This is a genomic window from Occultella gossypii (assembly GCF_019947135.1).
GTDB classification, from domain to species: domain Bacteria; phylum Actinomycetota; class Actinomycetes; order Actinomycetales; family Beutenbergiaceae; genus Occultella; species Occultella gossypii.
The window spans coordinates 153,755-176,029 of record NZ_JAGSHT010000023.1 but is presented as its reverse complement, the minus strand read 5'-3'; the positions used below and the strand labels follow the sequence as shown (position 1 = coordinate 176,029).

The 22,275-nt window shown below is 71.0% G+C and carries 20 protein-coding genes; 6 read left to right on the top strand and 14 right to left on the bottom strand.

Going from position 1 to position 22,275, the window contains the following annotated elements:
* Positions 1–28: 28 nt before the first annotated feature.
* Together KCQ71_RS23800 and KCQ71_RS23795 are read left to right on the top strand one after the other, a co-directional pair.
* The gene (locus tag KCQ71_RS23800; RefSeq protein WP_223411185.1) at positions 29–2,026 is read left to right on the top strand and encodes a heavy metal translocating P-type ATPase; all 1,998 of its coding nucleotides are present in this window, start codon (positions 29–31) and stop codon (positions 2,024–2,026) included.
* A gap of 61 nt (positions 2,027–2,087) precedes the next feature.
* Positions 2,088–2,993: an NADP-dependent oxidoreductase gene (locus KCQ71_RS23795; protein ID WP_223411184.1), complete on the top strand. Its 906-nt coding sequence runs from the start codon at positions 2,088–2,090 to the stop codon at positions 2,991–2,993.
* Positions 2,994–3,041: 48 nt separating this feature from the next.
* Here the strand turns inward: KCQ71_RS23795 and KCQ71_RS23790 are convergent, their stop codons facing one another.
* The 4 genes from KCQ71_RS23790 to KCQ71_RS23775 all read right to left on the bottom strand — a co-directional run bounded on the left by KCQ71_RS23790 (position 3,042) and on the right by KCQ71_RS23775 (position 7,623).
* Positions 3,042–3,695 carry a class I SAM-dependent methyltransferase gene (locus KCQ71_RS23790; protein ID WP_308116691.1) on the bottom strand — a complete coding sequence of 218 codons (654 nt, stop codon included), beginning with the start codon at positions 3,693–3,695 and terminating at the stop codon, positions 3,042–3,044.
* 28 nt (positions 3,696–3,723) lie between these two features.
* A complete protein-coding gene (locus KCQ71_RS23785; protein ID WP_223411183.1) occupies positions 3,724–4,302 on the bottom strand; it encodes an NYN domain-containing protein in 579 nt (192 codons plus the stop codon).
* Positions 4,303–4,550: 248 nt separating this feature from the next.
* The gene (locus KCQ71_RS23780; protein ID WP_223411182.1) at positions 4,551–5,417 is read right to left on the bottom strand and encodes a PspA/IM30 family protein; all 867 of its coding nucleotides are present in this window, start codon (positions 5,415–5,417) and stop codon (positions 4,551–4,553) included.
* A gap of 79 nt (positions 5,418–5,496) precedes the next feature.
* On the bottom strand, positions 5,497–7,623 hold the full coding sequence (locus KCQ71_RS23775; protein WP_223411181.1) for a TPM domain-containing protein: 2,127 nt from the start codon (positions 7,621–7,623) through the stop codon (positions 5,497–5,499).
* A gap of 113 nt (positions 7,624–7,736) precedes the next feature.
* On the opposite strand from KCQ71_RS23775, the gene KCQ71_RS23770 reads away from it, so the two are divergent.
* Positions 7,737–8,501, top strand: a complete 765-nt coding sequence (locus tag KCQ71_RS23770; RefSeq protein WP_223411180.1) for a type 1 glutamine amidotransferase — start codon at positions 7,737–7,739, stop codon at positions 8,499–8,501.
* A 68-nt stretch (positions 8,502–8,569) separates the two neighbouring features.
* On the opposite strand, the gene KCQ71_RS23765 is transcribed toward KCQ71_RS23770, so the two are convergent.
* The 7 genes from KCQ71_RS23765 to KCQ71_RS23735 all read right to left on the bottom strand — a co-directional run bounded on the left by KCQ71_RS23765 (position 8,570) and on the right by KCQ71_RS23735 (position 16,673).
* Positions 8,570–9,286: a head GIN domain-containing protein gene (locus KCQ71_RS23765; RefSeq protein WP_223411179.1), complete on the bottom strand. Its 717-nt coding sequence runs from the start codon at positions 9,284–9,286 to the stop codon at positions 8,570–8,572.
* A 170-nt stretch (positions 9,287–9,456) separates the two neighbouring features.
* On the bottom strand, positions 9,457–10,140 hold the full coding sequence (locus tag KCQ71_RS23760; protein WP_223411178.1) for an N-acetylmannosamine-6-phosphate 2-epimerase: 684 nt from the start codon (positions 10,138–10,140) through the stop codon (positions 9,457–9,459).
* Complete coding sequence (locus KCQ71_RS23755; protein ID WP_223411177.1) at positions 10,137–11,090, bottom strand: dihydrodipicolinate synthase family protein; 954 nt, start codon at positions 11,088–11,090, stop codon at positions 10,137–10,139. Before KCQ71_RS23755 ends, KCQ71_RS23760 begins: the two co-directional genes overlap by 4 nt.
* Positions 11,091–11,167: 77 nt before the next feature.
* A complete protein-coding gene (locus KCQ71_RS23750) occupies positions 11,168–11,992 on the bottom strand; it encodes an ATP-binding cassette domain-containing protein (RefSeq protein WP_223411176.1) in 825 nt (274 codons plus the stop codon).
* Positions 11,989–13,998 (bottom strand): dipeptide/oligopeptide/nickel ABC transporter permease/ATP-binding protein, encoded by a 2,010-nt coding sequence (locus KCQ71_RS23745; RefSeq protein WP_223411175.1) that lies wholly within the window; start codon positions 13,996–13,998, stop codon positions 11,989–11,991. The genes KCQ71_RS23750 and KCQ71_RS23745 overlap by 4 nt, the downstream gene beginning before the upstream one ends.
* Before the next feature lies 1 nt (position 13,999).
* The gene (locus tag KCQ71_RS23740; protein WP_223411174.1) at positions 14,000–14,968 is read right to left on the bottom strand and encodes an ABC transporter permease; all 969 of its coding nucleotides are present in this window, start codon (positions 14,966–14,968) and stop codon (positions 14,000–14,002) included.
* A 73-nt stretch (positions 14,969–15,041) separates the two neighbouring features.
* The gene (locus KCQ71_RS23735; RefSeq protein WP_223411173.1) at positions 15,042–16,673 is read right to left on the bottom strand and encodes an ABC transporter substrate-binding protein; all 1,632 of its coding nucleotides are present in this window, start codon (positions 16,671–16,673) and stop codon (positions 15,042–15,044) included.
* A gap of 91 nt (positions 16,674–16,764) precedes the next feature.
* On the opposite strand from KCQ71_RS23735, the gene KCQ71_RS23730 reads away from it, so the two are divergent.
* Both KCQ71_RS23730 and KCQ71_RS23725 read left to right on the top strand, forming a co-directional pair.
* Entirely contained in the window at positions 16,765–17,502 is a 738-nt protein-coding gene (locus KCQ71_RS23730) for a FadR/GntR family transcriptional regulator (RefSeq protein WP_223411172.1), read from the top strand.
* A gap of 68 nt (positions 17,503–17,570) precedes the next feature.
* The gene (locus KCQ71_RS23725) at positions 17,571–18,023 is read left to right on the top strand and encodes a hypothetical protein (RefSeq protein WP_223411171.1); all 453 of its coding nucleotides are present in this window, start codon (positions 17,571–17,573) and stop codon (positions 18,021–18,023) included.
* A 60-nt stretch (positions 18,024–18,083) separates the two neighbouring features.
* On the opposite strand, the gene KCQ71_RS23720 is transcribed toward KCQ71_RS23725, so the two are convergent.
* Positions 18,084–18,710: a LysE family translocator gene (locus KCQ71_RS23720; RefSeq protein ID WP_223411170.1), complete on the bottom strand. Its 627-nt coding sequence runs from the start codon at positions 18,708–18,710 to the stop codon at positions 18,084–18,086.
* Between the two features lie 182 nt (positions 18,711–18,892).
* Between KCQ71_RS23720 and KCQ71_RS23715 the strand changes: the two genes are divergently transcribed.
* The gene (locus KCQ71_RS23715) at positions 18,893–19,663 is read left to right on the top strand and encodes an AfsR/SARP family transcriptional regulator (RefSeq protein ID WP_223411169.1); all 771 of its coding nucleotides are present in this window, start codon (positions 18,893–18,895) and stop codon (positions 19,661–19,663) included.
* A 42-nt stretch (positions 19,664–19,705) separates the two neighbouring features.
* Here the strand turns inward: KCQ71_RS23715 and KCQ71_RS23710 are convergent, their stop codons facing one another.
* Complete coding sequence (locus KCQ71_RS23710) at positions 19,706–21,361, bottom strand: DNA repair helicase XPB (RefSeq protein ID WP_223411168.1); 1,656 nt, start codon at positions 21,359–21,361, stop codon at positions 19,706–19,708.
* Positions 21,362–21,416: 55 nt separating this feature from the next.
* A complete protein-coding gene (gene pepE / locus KCQ71_RS23705) occupies positions 21,417–22,145 on the bottom strand; it encodes a dipeptidase PepE (protein WP_223411167.1) in 729 nt (242 codons plus the stop codon).
* Positions 22,146–22,275: the final 130 nt, after the last annotated feature.

The following is a 22,275-nucleotide window of genomic DNA, read 5'->3' as shown; positions in this document are numbered from 1 at the left end:
CTTCCTGACCCTGAGAGGCACCACCACCATGAGTTCCCTGACCCGCTGGCTGCGAGGCCCCTGGGGCAACCCGATCGTCTCGGGTCTGCTCATCGCCGCCGCCGCGATCATCTCCCTGTCCGCGGGAGTGAACCCGTTCTCCGGCGCTCACGCCGAGATCGGCTTCGCCACGGACGATCCGACCGTGCTGATCGTCTCCAACCTCCTGATGATCGCCGCGGCCGTCGTGGCCGGGGTTCCGATCCTCGTCAAGGCCGTGCGTGCGCTGATGGCCAGGACGATCGCCATCGACCTGCTGGTCTCGATCGCAGCGCTCGGTGCGCTGATCATCGGCGAGTACTGGGAGGCCGCCGCGGTCACCTTCCTGTTCGCCATCGGTCACGCGCTCGAGGCCGGGACCATGAACAGGACCCGGGCCGCGCTTGCCGAGCTCGTCGCGGTCGCACCCGATGTGGCCGTGGTGGTGCGGGACGGCAGGCAGGTCGAGATCTCCGCCGCCGCCGTGCTGCCCGACGAGACCGTCCTGGTCAAGAACGGCGCCAAGGTCCCCGTCGACGGCATCGTCATCGGCGGCACCGGCGCCCTGGACGAGGCATCGATCACCGGTGAGTCCATCCCGGTCGAGAAGACCGAGGGCGATCAGGTATTCGCGGGCACCATCGCCGGCAGCGGCTTCCTGCAGGTCCGGGCGACCGGCATCGGGGCCGACACCACCCTGGCGCGGATCATCCACCGCGTCGAGGAGGCGCAGGATGCCAAGGCCAGGACCCAGTCCTTCATGGAGAAGTTCTCCACCTGGTACACCCCCGGCATCATCCTGCTCGCCCTGGTCGCCGGTCTGATCACCGGGAACGTGGTGCTGGCCCTGACCCTGCTCGTGATCGGGTGCCCCGGGGCACTGGTCATCTCCATCCCGGTGGCGATCGTCGCCGGCATCGGCCGGGGCGCAACCGACGGCATCCTCATCAAGGGGGGCGAATACCTCGAGACCAGCGCCAGGATCTCCGCCGTCGCCCTGGACAAGACCGGCACCCTCACCGAGGGCAGGCCGTACCTGACCGACGTCACCGTCCTGGATCCCGCACTAGACCGCGCCGAGGTCCTGGGCTGGGCGGCTCGCGCCGAGGCCGGCTCCGAGCATCCATTGGCCCGCCCGATCATCGACGCCGCCGCTGCCGAAGGTCTTCCCGTCGACGGTCTGCCCGAGCACACCGACCCCGTGCCCGGTAAGGGGATCGTCGCGACTCTCGATGGCCGCCGGGTCACCGTCGGCAACCTCCCCTTGCTGGCCGCCGAACGGATCGCCGAGGACAACGGTGCCGCCGCGGAGGTCGACCGGCTCGCCGGCCTGGGCCGCACCCCGATGGTGGTCACCCTGGACTCCCGGGTGATCGGTGTGATCGCGGTCGCCGACCGGGTTCGCACCGATGCGAAGGAGATGATCTCCCGGCTCCACGTCACCGGCGTGACGAAGGTCGTCATGCTCACCGGTGACACCCGGCGGGTCGCCGAGGCGGTCGCCGCCGAGGTGGGGGTGGACGAGGTCCGCGCCCAGTTGCTGCCGGAGGACAAGCTCACCGTCGTCAAGCAGCTCCAGGGCGAGGGGCACACCGTCGCGATGGTCGGCGACGGCGTCAACGACGCCCCCGCCCTGGCCACCGCAGACATCGGCGTGGCGATGGGAGCCGCCGGCACCGGGGTCGCCATCGAGACGGCCGACATCGCCCTGATGAAGGACGACCTGCTCAAGCTGCCGCAGGCAGTAGGCCTGGCCCGCCGGACCGTCTCGGTGATGCGGCAGAACATCGCGATCGCCCTGATCACGGTCGTGGTGCTGCTGGCCGGCGTGTTCGCCGGCGGAGTCACCATGGCGATCGGGATGCTCGTCCACGAGGCATCCGTCCTGCTGGTCATCGTCAACGCCATGCGGCTGCTGCGCAGTCGCAGCGACGGCCACACCGATGGGCCCGCTGCGCCATCCGGTGCGCCTGCGCCCCGGACGGTGGATGCGGTCCCGACCGCCTGACACACACTGCCTGCCATCGACACCTCCCATCGGCACCTCCCATCGAAACGGAACCCAGAACATGTCCAAGGTCTTCGTCTTCAGCACCTACGGCGGCCCCGACGGCCAGCAGTTCACCGAGCGTGAGGTGCTCCCTCCCGGCGCCGGCGAGATCGCCATCGAGGTCCGCGCCGCCGGCGTGAACCCCGCCGATTGGAAGCGCCGCGAAGGGGCGTTCGGCACCCACGATCCGCTTCCGGTCGCCATGGGGCTCGAGGCCTCCGGCGTCGTGACCGCCGTCGGTGACGGCGTGCAGGACTTCGCCGTCGGGGACGAGGTCCTGGGCACCCCCGCCCGCGGACTGGGTGCCTTCGCCGAGCACACGGTCCTGGACGCCGCCCAGACGGTGGTCAAGCCGGAGGAGATCTCCTTCACCGACGCCGCCACCATCCCCGTCGCAGGAACCGCGGCCTACGACCTCACCCACCAGGTCGAGATCGAGGCAGGACAGACCCTGCTGGTCCTCGGCGCCGGCGGGGGCGTCGGCCGGATGGTGCTGCAGATCGCCAAGGTGCATGGGTTCAACGCCATCGGCGTCGCCTCCGAGTCCAAGCGTGAGCTCATCGAGGCGACCGGCGCCACCTTCGTCCCCTCCGGCGACGGCGTCGCCGGTCGAGTCCGCGAGGTCGTGCCCGACGGGGTCGACCTGCTGGCCGACCTCGTCGGCGGCAGGGTGCTCCGCGAGCTGGCCCCGCTCGCCAAGACCCCGTCGGCGATCGTCTCGGCCGCCGACGCGGTGACCGCGGTCGAGCTCGGCGGTTCCGGGCGCGAGCCGGCCGAGGGAGTGCTGGAGAAGATCACCGGTGTCGTCCAGTACGGGCTGGTCGACCCACACGTCGACCGGACCTTCCCGCTGGAGCAGGCGGCGGAGGCGATCGCCGCCGTCGAGTCGGGCCACAGCACGGGCAAGATCGTCATCGTCGCGTGAGGCACACCTGACCCGCTCCACCGCCTGAGCGCACGCTCAGGCGGTGCGTCAGGCGCGGGCGTATACGGCCAGATGCCACAAGCCCCGTGGGTGCGCCGTGTGTACGGGGCGGAACCCGGCCGCCGTCACACGGTCGTGGATCGGGCGGATGTCGTGGACGAACGCTCGGTAACCGCCGTACACCCCGGGCCGGAACCGGAACCAGAGGTTCCCCAGCCGCAGCACTGCGCGGTTGATCCGTCCGAATGGGCCGGTGGAGCGCGGCAGCACGAACGCGTAGCCGCGGCCGGCCGCGGCGAGCGTGTGGGTCACCAGTGCCGCGGCGTCGGGGTAACAGCAGATCACCCGGTTCAGGGTGACCAGGTCACTGGGCGGCAGGGCCGCGACGGAGCCGTCGGCCACCTCGAACCGCGCCCTCGCCGCGAGCCCGCGATCCGCGGCGAGGCTCCGGGCCGCCTCGACGGCGCCGGGCCCGAGGTCGAACCCGGTGGCCCGGGCTGCGCCCCGCTCGAGGGCACCGACCACGAGGGTGCCCGCCCCGGCCCCGACGTCGAGCACGGTGCGGCCGGTGAGCCCAACCTGGGCGAGGCCGTCGAGCAGGGCGGTGGTGACGCCGTCGGCCCCCACGCGGCGCGCGCGGCGCGATTCGTTGCGGGCCCAGTCGTCGAAGCAGCAGCCGGGTGTGTTCTCGCCGTCGTCCACCCCAACCAGTGTGCCCTCATGCCCTCGGCTACAGGTAGCGCAGCGGGTCGAACGCCTCCAGCGGGATGATCCGCACCCGCGGCAGCGGCGCGTTGAAGGCGCCCAGGTCGTCCTCGAGGTCGAACAGGCTCAGGCCCCGATCGGTCAGCTCGGACAGCTTGGCGCTGACGAACTCACGGAAACACAACACGCCGACCCGGCGGTCGCCGTCGAGCAGTCGTTCCACCTGGGGCACGAAGTCGCCGTCGTGGCTGGCCAGCAGCACATCGCCGGGGCGGTCCTCCAGCGCGGCCAGGGTGCGCTGGATACCGATGTCGACGACCTTCTCGCTGCCGCTCCCGGCGAGCGGGATCGGGTGGTAGCCCATCGCCAGCAGCGCCTGGATGAAGCTCATCGGCATCTGGCCCGACGTGGCGTTCAGGAAGAACAGAGCCGTCACCGGCTGACCCCAGGCCTGCTTCGCGAAATCCGTGATCCGGTCCCACCGGGGCCGCTCGTCCGGTGTCGGGCGGTGGTTCAGGACGCTCAGCCCGAGGGTGGCATCGATGTTCTCGCCGTCCACGAGGAGGTAGGTCTGTCGCGGGGCGGGCGTCGGGGTCTCGAGCATGGTCACACCCTATGGGGCGGCGGTCCGATCCGCCGTGGTTGCGCGATCGGCGGCCCGCGCAGGCGGCCCGCGGGCCGTGGGCAGACGCGTGGGGGGGGGCCCCCCCCCCCCGGGAGGCCCCCCCCCCCCCACAGGGACGCCACCAACGGCCGGGGGGCGGGGGCCCGCGGGGGGGGGGGGCCCCCCGGCCGGGGGCCCCCCCCCACGCAACTGCTGTTCCGCCTACGACGGGCGGTCCTGCACAGCGCTCAGTAGCGCTGCTCGTCGGTGCTCGGCTGACCGTCCTCGGCGGGCGCCGCGGCGAAGTCCTGCTCACCGACCGTGGCCGAGGGCTGGTACCCGCTCGGCTCGTCGGTGATCTGCGCAGCGGCCGGGGCCGCGCCGAGCGCGCCGGCCTTGAGGGCGGCGAAGCGGGCGTCGACCTCGAGCGCGTCACCGGTCATCTCCAGCTCGGCGAACTGCGAGTCGAGCGAGGACGCCGCGATCTCCGCCTTGCCGGCCACGAGGGCCTCCTGGCGGCGAATGTTGTCCTCGTACCGGGACAGCTCGCTGGTGGGGTCGAGCACGTTGATCGAGGCGACGGCGTCCTGGACCTTGGCCTGCGCCTCGGCGGTCTTCGCCCGCGCGGCCAGCTGGTCGCGCTTGACCTTCAGCTCGCCGAGCTTGTCCTTCATGATGGCGAGACCGTGCTTGAGCTTGTCGACGACCTCGTTCTGCGAGCGCAGGATCGGCTCGGTCTGCTTGACCTCGCTCTCGAACCCGACCTGCTTCTGCAGCGCGACCTTGGCCAGGTTGTCGTACCGGTCGGCAGCGGCGACGTCGCCGGAGGCACGCAACTGGTCGGCCTTGCGCGAGGCGGCCAGGGCCTTGTTGCCCCAGTCCCGAACGGCGGCGACGTCCTCGTTGTAGTCCTGCTCGGCGAGGCGCAGGTTGCCGATCGTCTGGGCGACGGCCTGCTCGGCCTCGGCGATGTTGTTCGTGTAGTCCCGGACCAGCTGGTCCAGCATCTTCTCCGGGTCCTCGGCGCGGTCGATCAGCGAGTTGATGTTCGCGCGGGTCAACTGGGCGATGCGCCCGAGGATGCTCTGCTTCTCAGCCACTGTGTTTCCTTTCATCGTCTGCGAAGACGTGGTGGGTGTTACTGGCAAATCTACGGGTCGTGCTGGGCGTTGGTCAGGGGGCGATCAGGGTGCCTCAGAAGCGCCCGCCCCCGCCGGAACGCCGGCCGCCGCCGGAGCGGCCGCCGCTACGCCGGGAACCGCTGGACCGGGAACTGCTGGATCGGCGGCGGGAACTGCTCCGCGAGCTGCCGCCGCCCCACGAGGAACCGCCGCCGCCCCAGGAACTGCCCCACGACGAACCACCCCGGCCGCCGTAGCCGCCGCGGTAGCCGTTGTCGTTGCCGCCGAACATGTTCCCGAGGATCCCGCCGAGGATCAGCGAACCCGGGTCGACGCCGCGTTGGGAGGAGTATCCGCCGCCGGAGTACGGGCTCCGGCTGCGCTCCCAGGCGGACACGTCCGAGGCGGCGAGATCCTGCGCGGCCTTCGCCGAGTGCCACGCGGCAGTGGTCAGACGCAGCGCCTGCACCGGGTCCGTCTCGGACATCGCGCGGGCCTGCTGCAGGGACTCGATCGCGGACGCGAGGCGGGTCCGCGCATTCGCTCCGACGGCGCCGCGGTGGGTCTCGATGTAGGTGTTCGTCGAGCGGATCAGCGCGTCGGTGCGGGAGAGCCCGTTCTGGAGCTGGCTCTCGGCGCGCCGGCGGACGTCGCTCGCCTCCCGGTGCCCGGCGAGGACCGCGTCGAGGGACTGCTCCGCGGCGACGATCTCGGTGAGCGCGGCGAGCGGGTCGCCGTTCTTCTGGCGGGCCGCGGTGGCGGCTTCGATCGCGGTGCGGGCCCGCTCTGTGGCCGGGCCGACCTGCGGGTCCTGCGGGGCCAGCCGCTCGGCGTCGGCCACGTCGGCCGTGATGGAGGCGATCGAGGCGTCCAGGCGCTGGACCGCCTGGCTGAGGTTGTCGTGGGCGTTCGTGACCGAGTCGAGCAGGGTCACGGCCTGGGCCAGCGCATCCTCGGCCGTGTGCGCGAAGGCGACGGCGGTGCCCCGGTCGTTGCCCGTCACGCGCTCGCGGCCCTGGGTGACGGCGTCCCTGGCCGCGTCGAGGAGCTGCGCCGCCTGGTCAGGGGCGCGGGCGACGGAGACGAGGGCGGTCTCGGGGTAGGTGGCCCGCAGCTGGGTCAGCGTGGCCTGGGCGGCCGGGATCCGGGCCTCGATCTCACCGGCCCGGGTGTTGATCTCGTCCAGGAGCTGCGGCGCGTTGTCCTGCAGCTTGCGCAGATCCGCGAACGACTCCGCCTGGGCGTCCAGTGCCTTGTCGCCCTGGTCGCAGAGCAGCACGATCTGGGTCAGGATCTGGCGCTTCTCCGGCTCGGACTCCGGCGCCGTGTCATCCAGGCGCTGCTGCAGCGCGAACGCCTGGGCGAGCTGGCCCTTGACGCCCTCGACGACGGCCTTGAAGTTCTGGGTGGACTGCAGCCCGAACTGGGCCTGGGCGAAGCCGAGCTCCTGCTCGGAGCTGCGCACGTCGTCGTCCAGGCCGACCAGGGCCGATCCCGCGCGCTTGGCCAGGTCCTCGGTGGACAGCGAGGCCAGGACCGCCTCGATCGAGTTCGCCGGTGCGGGTGCGTTCTGCCGTCCGGGGACACCCGGCCCGCCGGGGTGCTGCTGGGCCGCCTGCTGCTGCCGCTTGCGCTTGTTGCTGGAGCGGACCAGCAGGAACGCGCCACCACCGATCACGCCCGCCCCGATCAGCACCGGCACCACGGCGCTGCCGCCACCGTTCGCCTGCGCGAGATAGCCGTCGGCCGCCGTGATCGCCGCGCCGCTCCAGTCGTCCTGGCGCAGTTCGTCCTCGATGTCGCCCGCCACGGTGGCCAGCTGGGAGTCCGACAACGGGAGTTCGGTCCCGACCGAGACCGCGTACTCGCGGTCCACCACGGCGATCGCGAGCAGGATGTCGTTCTGGCCGAGTCCGGACATGGTGGCGGTCTCGTCCGCCCACTCCTGGTGGTCCATGCCGTCGAAGGAATCGACGTACACCGTGAACAGATCGAGGTCGGAGCCCTCCGCGAGCCGTGCCGCGGCCGCCTCGATCTCGGCCCGGTCCCCGGCGGCCACCTGCTCGGTGGTGCGGTCATCGACGTGACCTTCCACACGCAGCGGTGCATCGGCAAGGGCGGGGCCGGCCAGCGCCGCGCCGGCGAACAGCGCCAGGCACAGGCCGAGGAGCAGGCGCAACGGCGCCACGATTCGGGTCACCCGTTGATCCTCTCCTCTAGTACAGCCTCGCGCAACGAGGTTGACGGGGCAGTCCTGACCACCCGGAGGGGGCTGACCGCGATCATCCAGAGTTCTGGGGTACCTTCCATCGAGTGACCGAACAGTTCGCTCCCCACTCCGCCGAGCACGACGCCCGCGAGGGCGCGCCCGTGCTGACCGTGATCCAGCACGAGGACGCGGTACCCCTCGACCGGCTCGAGCCCTGGCTCGCCGACGTAGCGGTCCGGATCATCCGACCGGACCGCGGTGACGCACTCCCGTCCGCCGCCGAGCTCGACGGTCTTATCGTGCTCGGCGGCACCAACAACGCCTACGACACCGAGGCAGCGCCGTGGCTGGCCGCCGAGGGCGACCTCATGCTGGCCGCGATCGAGCGGGAGGTGCCGGTGCTCGGCATCTGCCTCGGCGCCCAGGTGCTCGCCGTCGCCGGTGGCGGCCAGGTGAGCGTGGACGCCCCGATCGGCCCCGAGCGTGGCGTCATCGCGCTCCGGCTGCGTCCCGACGCCGCCGAGGACCCGGTCCTGCGCGGGGTGGTCACCGCCCTCGGCCGCACCGTGTCGGCGCCGTCCATGCATGCCGACGCGATCACGACCCTGCCCGAGGGAGCTGTCTGGCTCGCCAGCTCGAACCAGTACCCGTTCCAGGCGTTCCGGCTCGGCAGCGCCCTAGGCGTCCAATTCCACCCCGAGGCGGGCCCGGACCTCATGCTGCGGTGGGCAGCCACCCACCAGGACGTGGACGCCACGGCGCTCACCGCCGACCTTACTGCTGCCGAGGACGCGCTGGCGTCCCTGACCCGCGAGATCGGCGAGGGCTTCGTGGCCCAGGTGCTCGCGGTCCACGACCGGGTCGCCTGAGGCGCAGCCGAGTTCGCCGGCCTGACGGCGGCAGTTGCGTTCCGGCCGTCGGGTGCGGTGGTGCGGAATCAGTCGCCTGAGATCGAGCCGGCGCCGTTGATCTCCTCGGTCACCTCGGCACCACCGGTGTGGGTGATGTCCCCGGCGCCGGACACTTCTGCGTCCAGGGTGCCGGTGACCCAGACATCCATGCTGCCGGCGCCCGAGACCGTCGCGACCGCGTGCTCGGACTCCAGGTCACCGGCCAGGTAGTCCCCGGCACCCTGGATCGTGACGTTCTGGTTCACCGCCGTGCCGACGAGTTCCACGCTGCCCGCGCCGGAGACGGTGACGGTCAGGTCCTGGACGTCCACGCCCTCGATCCGCACGTCGCCCGCCCCGCGGATGTCCAGGGTCAGGGACTCGCCCGGGGCGACCTCGCCGTCGATCGCCCCCGCGCCGGAGATGCTCAGCGCCTCGACGGCGGGCAGCGTCACCTCGTAGTCCACCGAGCCGATGCCGCCGAAGAGCCGGAAGCCGTCGTCGATGTTCAGGACGAGCACGCCGTCCCGGTTCTCGGTGCTGACGTCCTCCAGCACGCTCTCGCGTGCGGTGACCAGTAGTTCCGGGGTGTCCCCGACCGCCAGGAACAGGTCTCCGCTGCCCTCGAGCTCGATGGCGCGGACGTCGGCGTCGATGTCGTCGCGCTCCTCGGTGACGCGGGGGCCGGAGCCGGAACCGCACCCGACCAGTGCCAGGGACAGGCCGGCGATGGCGGTGACTGCGGCGACGCGCGAGCGGTGCATTGATCCTCCGAAGTTGGTGGCCCGCCCCTCCAGCGGGCCACCTCCACCCTCTCAGCCGGAGCTCGCGGGCGTCATGGGGATATCCCCCGATCTGACCCTGAGGTGCACCCCCGGGGCGCCAGGGTGCACCAGTAGGGGCTCGATCGCCCGCGGTGGCCGGCGGGCGGCTCTCAGCTGCTGCGCAGGGCGCGGTCGAACCAGCCGGTGATGGTGCTCGGGTGGGTGATCGCGGTGCCGACCACCACGGCGAACGCCCCCGCCTCGGCGGCGGCCCGGGCCTGCGCGGGAGTGTGGATCCGCCCCTCCGCCACCACGGCCACCCCGGGTAGCGCCGCCACCACCTCGGCGAGCAGGTCCAGGTCGGGTCCGTCGGTCTTCGGCCTGGCATCGGTGTACCCGGCGAGCGTGGTGCCGATGAGGTCCGCACCCGCCTCGGCCGCCGCGACCGCGGACGCGACGGTGTCACAGTCCGCCATGATCGGGGCGTCGGACTCCTCCCGGACCCGCCGCACCGTCTCGGCGAGGGTCAGGCCGTCCGGCCGCTCCCGCTCGGTGCCGTCGAGGGCGAGGATGTCGGCGCCGGCAGCGAGCACGGCGCGGCTGTGGCGCAGCGTCGGGGTGATGAACACGCCGGCGTCGCCGTCCTTCCAGATGCCGATCACCGGCACCTGCACCCGGCCCGCCACGAGTTGGACGTCGGCCAGGCCCTGCGCGCGCACGGCGACCGCGCCGCCGTCGACGACTGCCGCGGCGACCTGCGCCATCGTCTCCGGGTGCCGCATCGGCTCGCCGGGATAGGCCTGGCAGGAGACGATCAGGCCGCCGCGCAGCGGCGCCACCAGCGGGTGGGTCACCGGACCAGTTCGACGCCGAGACCGGCGAGGACCGTGCGGACCCGCTGCACGTTCTCACCCTCCAGGGCGGTCATCGGGGAACTCATCGTGTTCGTGGAGAAGATGCCCATCAGGTACAGCGCGGTCTTGAACGCCCCGACGCCGGCCGCCGGGCCGGTCTTGCCTTCCGGCTGGAACACGATCTCGAACAGGGCGGCGAGCCGCTGCTGCTCGGCGCGCACGGCGTCGATGTCGCCGGCGCGGGCGGCCCGGTCCATCCGCACGTAGCCGCCCGGGTCGATGTTGCCCAGCCCGGGCACGGAGCCGTGCCCGCCCGCCAGATAGGTGCCGTCCACCACGGTCTCCTGCCCGGTGAGCAGGGTAAGCGGGGCACCGGCAGCATCGTTCATCATGGCCAGCCGGCGGAACCCCACGTCGTCACCGGAGGAGTCCTTCACGCCGGTCAGTACGCCGTCGGCGCCGAGCCGCACCAGCATCGCCGGGTCCAGCTTGACGTGCACGCAGACCGGCAGGTCGTAGGCGAACAGGGCCAGGTCGGTGGCCGCGGCGATCGCGCGGAAGTGGTTCTCGATCTCCTCGGGTCCGGTGATCGCGTAGAACGGTGCGGTCGCGACCACGCCGGCCACGCCGATCGCCTCCGCGCGGCGCAGCTGGGCGAGCACCCGGCGTGTCTGGGTGTCGATGATCCCGGCCAGCACCGGCACCCGGCCGCCGACCAGGCGCACCGACTCGCGGAGCACCTCGTCGCGCATCTCGTCCTCGAAGAACGCCACCTCGCCGCTGGACCCGAGCACGAAGAGCCCGTCCACGCCGCCGGCGATGTGGTGCTCGATCAGGCGGCCCAGGCTGGGCACGTCGAGCCGGCCGTCCGCGGTGAGCGGTGTGACGAGCGGGGGGATGACGCCCTGGAAGGCTCTGGCCTCGGCGGGTACGGGTGCGGCGGCGGTCATCGCGTTCTCTTCCTGATGGTGCCCGGTTCGGGCGGTGGTGCGCAGCTGCGCGTGGTCTGGGGGGAACGGGGACCCGGTCACTCGAGGAGCGACGGGGTCGCGGCGAGCAGGGTGCGGGTGTAGTCCTGCTGCGGGTCGGCGAAGATCGATTCGGCGTCCCCGGTCTCGATGATGGCGCCGTAGTACATGACGGCGATCCGGTCGGAGACGTAGCGGACGGTGTTGATGTCGTGGGAGATGAACACCAGCCCGAGGCCGAGCTCGCTCTTCAGGTCGGTGAGCAGGTTCAGCACCTGCGCCCGCACCGAGACGTCCAGGGCGCTCGTCGGCTCGTCGGCCACGATCACGTCGGGCTCGAGCGCGAGCGCGCGGGCGATCGCGACCCGCTGTCGCTGGCCGCCGGAGATCTGCCGGGGTAGCACCGCGAGGGCCGACTGCGGGAGCCCGACGAGATGCAGGAGGTCGCGGACGCGGTGCTCGCGCTCGCGCGGGGAACCGATCCGGTGCACGTTCAGCGGGTCGATGAGCGCGTCCTTGACGGTCATCCGCGGGTTCAGTGCGGTGGCCGGATCCTGGAACACGGCGGACACCGACCGGCCAAGGGTCCGGCGGGCCCGGCTGCCGTGACCGAGCGGCGCGCCGCGGAAGAGCACCTCGCCGCTGGTGACCGGCTGCAGCCCGACCATCACCCGGGCCAGGGTCGACTTGCCGCAGCCCGACTCACCGACGATGCCCACGGTCTCACCCCGGGCTACGCCGAAGTCCACGTCCTTGACGGCATGCACGGTGTCCGGACGGAACAACTTGCCTGTGCGCGCCTTGTGGATCACGTTGACCTGGCGCAGTTCGAGAACATTCCCGACGGCGGCCGTCGCCTCGGTCCGATCGGTCGCGGTGGTCATCGCACGGCTCCGTCCAGCAGGGCTTCGGCGTCCGGGGTGGTCGCGAAGACATGGTCGGTTCCCGGCACGGTGCGGAGCACCGGCTTCTGGGTCAGGCCGAGCTCCGGGTGGCTGGAGCGAGGGGCGAACCGGTCGCCGGCCACGAAGTCGCCGGGCGAGGGGACGGTGCCCTGCACCTGGTGCAGCCGGTCCGCGCCGGCCTCGATGGACAGGACCGCGCCGAGCAGCCCTCGGGTGTACTCGTGGCGCGGGTCGATCAGGAGGTCGGAGGTCGATGCCCGCTCCACCACCTGCCCGGCGTACATCACGGTGATCCGGTGGGCGAGCTTGGCCACCAGGGCCAGGTCGTGGGAGACGAACACCATCGCGAACCCGAGCTGCTCGCGCAGATCGTTGAGCAGGTCCACGACCTGTCGCTGCACGGTCACGTCCAGGGCCGTGGTCGGCTCGTCGGCGATGACCAGGCGCGGGTTGCGGGTCAGCGCCATCGCGATGAGCACCCGCTGGCGCTGCCCACCGGAGAGCTCGTGGGGATAGGACTTCAGGGTCCGGACCGGGTCCAGGCCCACCATCTCGAGGAGCTCGTCGGCGGTGCGCTTGCCGCCGCGGCGGGTGAGATGCTTCAACTGCGCGCGGACCAGCATCGAGGGGTTCAGCGAGCTGAGCGCATCCTGGTAGATCATGCTCATCTCGTGCCCGCGCAGGGCGTTGCGCTGCTTCGGAGCCATCGACAGCACGTCCTGGCCGTCGAAGCCGATCCGGCCCTCGATCTTCGCGGTGGGCGGCAGTAGGCCCATCACCGCCATCGAGGTGATCGACTTGCCGCAGCCGGACTCGCCGACCAGCCCCATCGTCTCTCCGGGGCGGACCGAGAAGGAGACGTTGTCGACGATCGCGACGTCACCGTGCGCGGCCGGGAAGGAGATGGAGAGGTTCTCCACCTCCAGCAGCGGGGCAGCATCCCCGGTGTAGCGCAGCCGGTCGGTGCGCACCGTCTCGGACACCCGCAACTCGGACAGGCGCCGGTCGAGGTCCTCCTGACTCGCGCCAAGACCAAGGACGGGAACCTCGTCAGGCGCCTCCGCCGTCGCAGGCTCGTCCGCGACGGTCTCGACGAGCTTGCGCTCGTCGGCGGCCACGTTGACCCTGGCCTTCGCCTTCGGGGTGGCGAGGGAGTCGGTGAGGCCCTCGGAGAGGATGTTCAGAGCGAGCGTGGTGAGCAGGATCATCAGGCCCGGGAAGAACGTGGGCCACCACCGGCCGGACAGCAGCAGCTGCTTGCCCTCGCTCATGATGTTGCCCCAGGAGGGGTCGGGCGGGCGGATGCCGGCGTTGATGAAGGACAGCGAGGCCTCCAGCACGATCGCGTCGGCGACCAGCACGGTGGCGAAGGTGAGGATCGGTGCGACGCAGTTGCGGGCCACGTGCTTGATCAGGATCCACGGGATGCGTGCCCCCATCACCTGGGTGGCGGCCACGTAGTCCTCGCCGAGCTGGGAGAGGATGTTCGCCCGGATCACCCGGGTCAGCTGCGGGGTGTACAGGAACGCGATGGTGATCATCAGGACGCCGACCGAGTTGCCGAACACGGCCACGAACACGGCCGCCAGGGCGATGCCCGGGAACGCCATGATGACGTCCATGATCCGCATCACGACCTCGGACAGGGTCTTGCCACCCGTGGCGGCGATCGACCCGAGGACCGCGGCGGCGATCAGGGCCAGGAGGGTGGCGCCGATGCCGATCTCCAGCGAGTACCGGGCTCCGTAGACGATGCGGGAGAGGATGTCGCGGCCGTTGGCGTCCGAGCCGAACCAGTGCTCGCCGCTCGGCGGCTGCACCGGGGTGCCCGAGGCCAGCGGGTCGTAGGGAGCGACCAGCGGCGCGAAGATCGCGGCCAGGGCCACCAGTGCGATGAAGGCCAGGGCCAGGATGGTGGGTGGCCGCAGGCGGGTTGTGAACCGCAGGCCGGGGACGCTCAGGCGTTCGGTGAGACGGCGTCGCATGTCACACGCTCCGGATCCGGGGATTGACGAGGACGTAGATCACGTCGACGACGATGTTCACGACGATGAACGCGATCGCGACCGTCAGGGTGACCCCCTGGACGAGGAACACGTCGTTGCGTTTGACCCCGTCGAGGATCAGTTGTCCCATCGCCTTGATGTTGAAGATGATCTCGATGATCACGGCGCCACCCATCAGGTAGCCGACCCGTAGGCCGAGCACGGTGATCGGGGTGATCAGGGCGTTGCGGAAGACGTTGCGGCCCACCACGACGTGCTTGGGGATGCCAGCGCCGATGGCGGTGCGGACGTAGTCACGGTCGAGTTCCTCGACCATAGCGGTGCGCACCACCCGGGTCAGTGATCCGGAGACCGGGATGCCGAGCGCGAGCGCCGGCAGGGCGATCTGGTTGAAGTAGGCGGCCGGGTCCTCCGAGAACGGCACCCACTCGGTGATCAGGGCCGGGAAGATGCCCCAGCCACCGGGCACGTTGGCGAGCCACTGGATGAGCAGGATCGCGAGCCAGAACGACGGCGTCGCGAGGGACAGGATCGAGATGACCCGGATGATCTGGTCGGGCCAGCGGTCCCGGAAGAGAGCGGCGACCACGCCGAGCACGGCGGCGATGGCGACGCCGATCAGCAGGCCGATGAAGGTGATCTGCAGCGTGATCGGCAGCGCTGCCATGACCACGTCGGTCACGTCCCGGTTGCCCGCGGTGACGCCCATGTAGCCCTGGCTGATCAGTCCCCACAGGAACGTGAAGTAGCGCGCCCAGAGCGGGTCGTTCAGCCCGTTGAGTTCCCGGTAGTTGTTCAGGGCGTCCTCGCTGGCGGACTCGCCGAGCGCCAGGCGGGCGGGGTCGATCGGCGAGAACGACATCACCACGAACACGAGGAACGTCACTCCGACCACCATGATCGGGAGCGCGATCAGGCGCCGGCCGATCAGCCGGATCAGGTTGGCCACAGGGGATCTCCTTCGGAGCAGGGACGCGGGCGCCGACCCCGGCGCGAGTGGCGCACCGGGGCCGGGACCGGGCTCACTCGGTGGTGCCGACGTTCTGGAACGACAGGCCGGTCAGCGAGATCGGCTGGAAGTCGGTCAGACCCTCGGCGTCCCAGGCGGTTGGCGCCTTGCGGTGGAACAGCGGGTAGAGCGGGACCTCGCGGCTGATCAGGTCGAAGGTCTGGTTCCAGAGTTCCTGGCGGGCCGCCTCGTCCTGCTCCTGAAGGCCGGAGTCGAGCAGTTCCTGGCACTCGGTGTAGGCCGCGCTGTCCTGCCAGTGCATCCGGGTGTCGGTCCACACGGCGTTGGCGAACCACCAGCGCATCAGCAGATCGGGGTCGTTGCCGAACACGCTCGGGTCACCGGGAGCCACGAACACGCTGAAGGCGTTGGGGTCGCTGTCGATCTTGGTGTACTGGCCGGCCGACTGTCCCTCCTCGAGGGTGATGTTCAGGCCGAGCGCGTCCAGGTCCTCCTTGATCAGCGGGGTGCACTTCTTCACCCAGTCGTGGTCGGTGCACAGCAGGGTGATCGACTGGCCGGCGAGCCCGGTCTCCTCCAGGAGGGCCATGGCCTTGTCCGGGTCGTAGCTGTAGACGACCTCTGCCTCGTTGTAGTTGGCGTGCTCCTTCTGCACGAAGCTCGTCGCCGGGGTGGCGTTCCCGAGCAGGGCGTTGTCCACGATCTTCTGCATGTCCAGGCCGTACAGGAACGCCTGCCGGTTGCGCACGTCGTCGAACGGTGCCTGGCCGTTGTTGAACATCATGAACAGCAGGCCGAAGCCCTGCACCGACTCGACGTCGTTGCCCTGTCCCTGCAGCGTCTCGATGTCGAGGTAGGGGACCGAGTCGATCGCGAGCACGGACTGCGAGGAGAGGGCGTTCACGCGGGCGGTCGCGTCGGGCAGCACCTGCCAGTTCATCGCGGCGGCCACCGCCGGGCGCGGGCCGTTGTAGTCGTCGAACCGCTCGAACGTGAGGGTGCCGCCGGCGCCGCCGTCGGTGAGCCGGTAGGCCCCGGTGCCGGTGGGGAGGGTGTCGAACGCCGTCTGGTCGGCCTCGACCACGGCCTTCGGAACGATCTTCACCACGGACAGCCGCTCGGCCAGGATGCCGGTCGGATAGGCGAGGTGGAACGTCACGGTGGTCTCGTCGGTGGCCTCGACCGAGGAGATGAAGGGGATGAACTGCGAGTACAGCGAGGCGTTGTCCGGGTTGAGGACGCGCTCGAAGGAGAACACCACATCCTCGGTGGTGACCGGGGATCCATCGTGGAAGGTGGCTCCCTCCCGCAGGGTCGCCGTCCAGGTGGTGTCGTCCACCTGCTCCGGGTCCGCGGCCGCGAGCGCGTTGTAGGTCTCGCCGGTGGCCGGGTCCAGCTCGGTCAGGCCCTCGAGGATGTGCCAGTTCGCGGCGACGGTCAGCGCGGCGGAGGTGGTCATCGGGTCGTACCCGTTCGAGCCCAGCTCGTAGCTGATCGCGGCGTCGATGGTGCCCTCCGGGTTCGCGGCTGCGCCGCCACCCGTGGTCTCCTCGTCCGTTGCCTGCCCGCCGCCGTTGTCCGGGGCGCACGCGCCGATGGCCGAGACCACGGCGGCCGCTGCCATCACGCTGCCACCCACGCGGAGGAAGGACCGGCGGTCGACGGTGGTGTTGAGTGTCTTCATTGAGCTCACCCTTCGAGAGGTACATCTGATGTCTGATGTCCGATGTTGGTAGGGTGATGCTAAACGACCCACCGAGCGGAGAGCAACTCTCATGACGACAGCCCCGGAGACCGGCGCGATCGCGCGGCCACGCAAGTCCGCCTGGTCCGCCACGGAGGCGATCAAGGACCTCATCCTGGCCGAGGGACTTCGCCCAGGCGACCCGATGCCTACCGAAACGGCGCTGTGTGAGCGGCTCGGGACCTCGCGTTCCTCGGTGCGGGAGGCGATCCGCACGCTCGCCAGCCTGGACATCGTGGAGGTCCGGCACGGTCACGGCACGTTCGTGGGCGGGCTCTCGCTCGCCCCGCTGGTGAACGGTCTGATCTTCCGGGCCCGCTCGGACGCGCACCAGGATCTGCGCACGCTGCGTGAGGTCCTCGACGTGCGCACCGCCCTGGATCTGTCGATGGCGGACAAGCTCATCGCCGAGCACTCCGGTACCGAGGACGAGCAGTTGTCCCGCCTGGTCGAGGCGATGACCCGCAAGGCTGCCGCCGGCGAACTCTTCCTCGAGGAGGACCGTGCGTTCCACCACCTGCTGCTGGACAAGGTGGACAACACGCTCATCACCGAACTCGTGGGGGCGTTCTGGACGATCCACACCGATCTGCAGCCGCACCTGGGGGTCGCGCCGGGCGCGGACATCGTCGAGACCGCCCGCGCCCACGGTCAGATGCTCGAGGCGGTGCAGGCCGGCGATGCGGACGCCTACCGGGAGGCGGTGCGCGCGCACTACGCCCCACTGCGCCGGGCGGTGGATCGGGCCCGGCGCGAGCGGTCCGAGTGAGGCGGCCCGGGCGCGAGGAGGCCGCAAATGGGGTTGGTCGGCCGGACCCGGCGTGTCAGGGTGGATCGATGCAGGCCATCTGGGACGAGGACCACGTGCTGCTGGATCAGCGGGTCGTGGCCGACGTGGACCGGTCGTTCTGGTCCGAGCGGGCGCAGGTCGTCATCGAGGGCGTGCCCTGGGAGTTCGGCAAGGACGGCTCAGAGCGCGTCGGCACCATCGTGGGCGAACCGGCGGCTCGATGTCGCGCTGCCCGGCCGAGCTTCTGGCGTCAGAACTGGGTGATCGCGATCGGCCCGACGACCCGGTACGAGATCGCGCCGGAGGGTGCGTTCCGACGCGCGTACGTGGTCACTCGGGACGGCCAATGGGTCGGCAGCAGCGGCGTCGGCGGGTTCTGGTCGATCAAGCCCACGCTGGACATCGCCGAGGATGTGCCGGTCACCGACACGGTATTCCTGCTCTGGATCGCCTTCCTGATGCGGGCCCGCGCCAACCAGGCCGCCAGCCAGGCCGGGTGAGACCGCGGTCGCGAGTCACAAGGTCGCGGGAGTCACCGCCCGGAGATCGGTGCAGCCGGCTCACACGAGCACGGCCATCCCCGCCAGGCCGACGTAGACGCCGGCGCTGATCCGGTCGATGCGGCGCCGGGTGCGGTGCGAGTCACGGAGCCGGGCGGCCAGTCGCCCGGCCGCCACGGCGTAGGTGCTGTCGCACAGGGCAGCGAGGAGGACGAAGACCAGGCCGAGAACGACCACCTGGACGGTCGCGGGACCTCGTCCCGGGTCCACGAACTGGGGCAGGAAGGCAACGAAGAACAGTGCCGTCTTCGGGTTGAGCAGGTCCACCAGGACGCCGTCCCGGAAGAGTCGCAGCCGCGATGCCGGCGACGTGCGGTGGGCAGGGGAGTCGACCTGTTCGTGGCGCACCCGAAGCTGCTGCACACCGAGGTGGAGCAGGTACGCGGCGCCGGCGTAGCGGAGCAGCGTGAACGCAAACTCGGACGAGGCGAGCAGGGCCGCGAGGCCCGCGGCTGTCCCCGCGACATGCAGGAGCGCGCCCACCTCAAGTCCCAACATGGAGTACAGGCCGGCGCGTCGACCGTGCGCGATGCTGCGTGCCACGACGTACATCACGGAGGGCCCCGGGATGACCAGGATCGCCAGCGTGGCAGCGCAGAAACCCAGCATGGTGGCAGCGGTTGGCATTCTTCCCCGATCGACGGCGCCAACGAGCCGAGCCGGCCGGTCTGGCGCGTCGAACCTAGGTTTCGCCGGTGCCGGACCGCTGTCATCCGGCTGTCGTTTCGCTGCCGGGCCGGTCCTTGGGTCGATGGAGGGCGTCCGCGCGTTTTGATACCGTGAGGCCGCTGCACGAGCGGAGGTGCGCTGTGGCGGGGGCAGAGATCCGGCTGTTGGGCCCGCTCGAGGTCCTGCTCGGGGGTCGACCCGTGGAACTGCCCGGCCGGCGGGTGCGCACGCTGCTGGTGCTGCTGGCACTGGGTGGCGGACGCATCGTGACGTTCGAGCGGCTGGCGGCTGGTATCTGGGACGAGACGCCGCCGGTCCACGTGCGCGGCAGTCTGCAGACCTACGTCGGTCGCCTCCGCCGAGTGTTGGGCGAGGAGATGATCGTGACCGATCCCTCCGGCTACCGGCTGAGCGTCCCACCTGTCTGGGTCGACGCCGTCGAGTTCCGGCGGCTCGTCCAGGAGGCCGAGGAGTGCACGGTCCCCTCGGATCAGCGGCAGCTTCTCCAGGCGGCGCTCGCGCTCTGGCCGGATGGACCCACAGGGGAGGCGTTGACCGAATGGCTGCGGCGCTACGAATCGCCCGGCCTGGTCGAGCGCTACCTGTGGGCGTTCGAACGACGCGTCGACCTCGACCTGGCCACCGGCCGGCACCCTGCGCTGGTGAGCGAGGTGCGAGCCCTCACCGATCGCTTCCCGCTTCGCGAGACGCTCTGGGCGCGACTGCTACGGGCCCTGCAGGTCTCGGGCCGAAGAGCCGAGGCACTGGATCGCTACGAGGAACTCAGGTCCCGGCTCTCGTCCGAGCTGGGGGTCGACCCATCCGCGGAGTTGCAGACCATCCAACGGGGTCTGCTGCGGGACGCCCGCCGAGTCGGCGACGACGGTGGGGAGCCGGCGAGCCGCCGGTAGCCGGCTCCCTCGGCACGGAGCGGCCGGTGTCGCCGACAGGCGTCAGCCGGCGTCCTCGACCGGGGCGAGGTCCTCGGCGTCGATGATCGTGTAGGCGTAGCCCTGCTCGGCCAGGAACCGTTGCCGGTGGGCGGCGAAGTCCTGGTCCACGGTGTCGCGGGTGACGACGGCGTAGAAGTGGGCGGTGCGCCCGTCCGCCTTGGGGCGCATCACCCGGCCGAGGCGCTGCGCCTCCTCCTGGCGGGAGCCGAACGATCCGGACACCTGGATCGCCACGGCCGCCTCGGGCAGGTCGATGGAGAAGTTCGCGACCTTGCTGACCACGAGCGTGGTGATCTCCCCGGTGCGGAACGCGGCGAACAGGCGCTGCCGCTCCGGCACGGTGGTGGCGCCGGTGATCACCGGGGCGCCGACCTTCTCGCCGAGTTCCTCGAGCTGGTCGAGGTACTGGCCGATGATCAGGATCTGGTCGCCGTCGTGCTTGGCGACCAGCTGACGCACCACGTCCAGCTTGCCCTTCGCCGTCGCCGCCATCCGGTACCGGTCCTCCGGCTCGGCGACGGCGTACGCCATCCGGGCGTGGTGCGGCATGTCGAGCCGGACCTCGATGCACTCGGCGGGGGCGATGTAGCCCTGCGCCTCGATGTCCTTCCACGGGGCGTCGTATCGCTTCGGCCCGATCAGGGAGAACACCTCGTCCTCGCGGCCGTCCTCGCGCACCAGGGTGGCGGTCAGGCCGAGCCGACGGCGTGCCTGCATGTCCGCCGTCATCCGGAAGATCGGCGCGGGCAGCAGGTGCACCTCGTCGTAGACGATCAGGCCCCAGTCGCGCGCGTCGAGCAGTTCCAGGTGCGTGTACACGCCCTTCCGGCGCGTGGTCAGCACCTGATAGGTCGCGATCGTGACCGGCTTGACCTCCTTGCGGGAGCCGGAGTACTCGCCGATCTCGTCCTCGGTCAGGGTGGTGCGCTTGACGAGCTCGTCGCGCCACTGGCGGGCACTGACGGTGTTCGTGACGAGGATCAGGGTGGTGGTTCCGGACTGCGCCATCGCCCCGGCGCCGACGATCGTCTTGCCGGCGCCGCAGGGCAGCACCACCACGCCGGAGCCGCCGTGCCAGAAGCTCTCGACGGCCTCGCTCTGATAGGTGCGCATGGCCCACCCGTTCTCCTCGAGGCCGATCTCGTGAGCCTCGCCGTCCACATAGCCGGCGAGGTCCTCGGCGGGCCAGCCGAGCTTGACCAGGACCTGCTTGAGGTGGCCGCGCTCGCTCGGGTGCACCACCACGGTGCTGGCGTCCAGACGGGCGCCGACCAGGCCGGCGGTGCGCTTGGACTTCAGCACCTCCTCCAGCACCGGGACGTCGGTGGCGGTGAGCACGAGCCCGTGCGCAGGGTGGGTGGTCAGTTGGAGCCGGCCGTACCGGGACATCGTCTCGGCGATGTCGACCAGCAGGTTGTGCGGCACCGGGTAGCGGGAGTACTCGAGCAGGGTGTTGATGACCTGCTCGGCGTCATGGCCGGCGGCGCGCGCGTTCCAGAGCCCGAGCGGGGTGAGCCGGTAGGTGTGGATGTGCTCGGGCGCGCGCTCGAGCTCCGCGAACGGGGCGATGGCGCGGCGGCACGGACCGGCCAGTTCGTGGTCGATCTCGAGGAGGAGGGACTTGTCGGACTGAACGATCAGGGGGCCATCAGGCATCCGTCCATTCTCCACCACGTCCGCCCCGATTGCGTTGGGGTGTGGGCGACCCCACTCAACCCAGCAGGTCGCTCAGGTCCGTGCCCGTGGTGACCTCCGCCGTCGGCTCGCCCCTGCGGTACAGCCGCGCGCCGGTGGCCTCGCCGCCGAGGGTGAGCGCGGCGCCGCTGCGACGCAGCCAGGTGCCCTCCCGCATCGCGAGCACCGGGACGTCGTTCTCCTCGAGGTACTGCTGCAGCCGCTCGTCGCGGGTCTCGCCCTGATGGCTCGAGTTCGGGTCCGGGTCGAGGTAGTGCGGATTGATCTGGAACGGCACCAGGCCGATCCCAGCGAACGAGGCCGGCTCCACGATCGGCATGTCGTTCGTGGTCCGGATGCTCGGGGTCGCCACGTTCGTGCCGGCGCTCGAACCGAGGTAGCGCAGCCCTCCCGTGACGGCGTCCCGGATCGCCTCGACGAGGCGGCGCCGCTGCAGCTGGTCCACGAGCCGGAACGAGTTGCCGCCGCCGACGAACACCGCGTCGAGGCCGGCCAACGGGTCGCCCGGACGTTCGTGCAGGCCCACCACCTCGGCGTCGAGGAAGGACAGCCCACGGCGCACCTGCGCGGTGTAGGCGTCGTGGTCGGCGAGCGCGAACGGCACGAAACCGATGCGGGAGACCCCCGTGAACGCCTCCGCGATCGCGTCCCGCGCATGCTTGAGGTAGCCCCGGCCCGGGGCCGTGGAGTTGGACAGCAGCAGGAGTTCCATCGTCGCCTCTCGGTGGGTGTCGGGCCCGCTCATCGTGCCACCCCCGACCGGGCCGCCGGCACCCGGCGCGAAACATCAGGCCCGATCGGGGTGGTTAGTCTGAGGCCGCGCCGGGCCCACCGCCCAGTGCTGCCAACCGCTTGACCGATGAACAGGAGCCCCC

What these genes read in the sequence shown, in the direction of transcription:
- KCQ71_RS23800 (WP_223411185.1), top strand. Translation starts at nt 29, where the DNA reads ATGAGTTCCCTGACCCGCTGGCTGCGAGGCCCCTGGGGCAACCCGATC.
- KCQ71_RS23795 (WP_223411184.1), top strand. Translation starts at nt 2,088, where the DNA reads ATGTCCAAGGTCTTCGTCTTCAGCACCTACGGCGGCCCCGACGGCCAG.
- KCQ71_RS23785 (WP_223411183.1), bottom strand. Translation starts at nt 4,302, where the DNA reads ATGCTCGAGACCCCGACGCCCGCCCCGCGACAGACCTACCTCCTCGTG.
- KCQ71_RS23780 (WP_223411182.1), bottom strand. Translation starts at nt 5,417, where the DNA reads ATGAAAGGAAACACAGTGGCTGAGAAGCAGAGCATCCTCGGGCGCATC.
- KCQ71_RS23765 (WP_223411179.1), bottom strand. Translation starts at nt 9,286, where the DNA reads ATGCACCGCTCGCGCGTCGCCGCAGTCACCGCCATCGCCGGCCTGTCC.
- KCQ71_RS23755 (WP_223411177.1), bottom strand. Translation starts at nt 11,090, where the DNA reads ATGACCGCCGCCGCACCCGTACCCGCCGAGGCCAGAGCCTTCCAGGGC.
- KCQ71_RS23750 (WP_223411176.1), bottom strand. Translation starts at nt 11,992, where the DNA reads ATGACCACCGCGACCGATCGGACCGAGGCGACGGCCGCCGTCGGGAAT.
- KCQ71_RS23745 (WP_223411175.1), bottom strand. Translation starts at nt 13,998, where the DNA reads ATGCGACGCCGTCTCACCGAACGCCTGAGCGTCCCCGGCCTGCGGTTC.
- KCQ71_RS23735 (WP_223411173.1), bottom strand. Translation starts at nt 16,673, where the DNA reads ATGAAGACACTCAACACCACCGTCGACCGCCGGTCCTTCCTCCGCGTG.
- KCQ71_RS23730 (WP_223411172.1), top strand. Translation starts at nt 16,765, where the DNA reads ATGACGACAGCCCCGGAGACCGGCGCGATCGCGCGGCCACGCAAGTCC.
- KCQ71_RS23725 (WP_223411171.1), top strand. Translation starts at nt 17,571, where the DNA reads ATGCAGGCCATCTGGGACGAGGACCACGTGCTGCTGGATCAGCGGGTC.
- KCQ71_RS23720 (WP_223411170.1), bottom strand. Translation starts at nt 18,710, where the DNA reads ATGCCAACCGCTGCCACCATGCTGGGTTTCTGCGCTGCCACGCTGGCG.
- KCQ71_RS23710 (WP_223411168.1), bottom strand. Translation starts at nt 21,361, where the DNA reads ATGCCTGATGGCCCCCTGATCGTTCAGTCCGACAAGTCCCTCCTCCTC.
- pepE (WP_223411167.1), bottom strand. Translation starts at nt 22,145, where the DNA reads ATGAGCGGGCCCGACACCCACCGAGAGGCGACGATGGAACTCCTGCTG.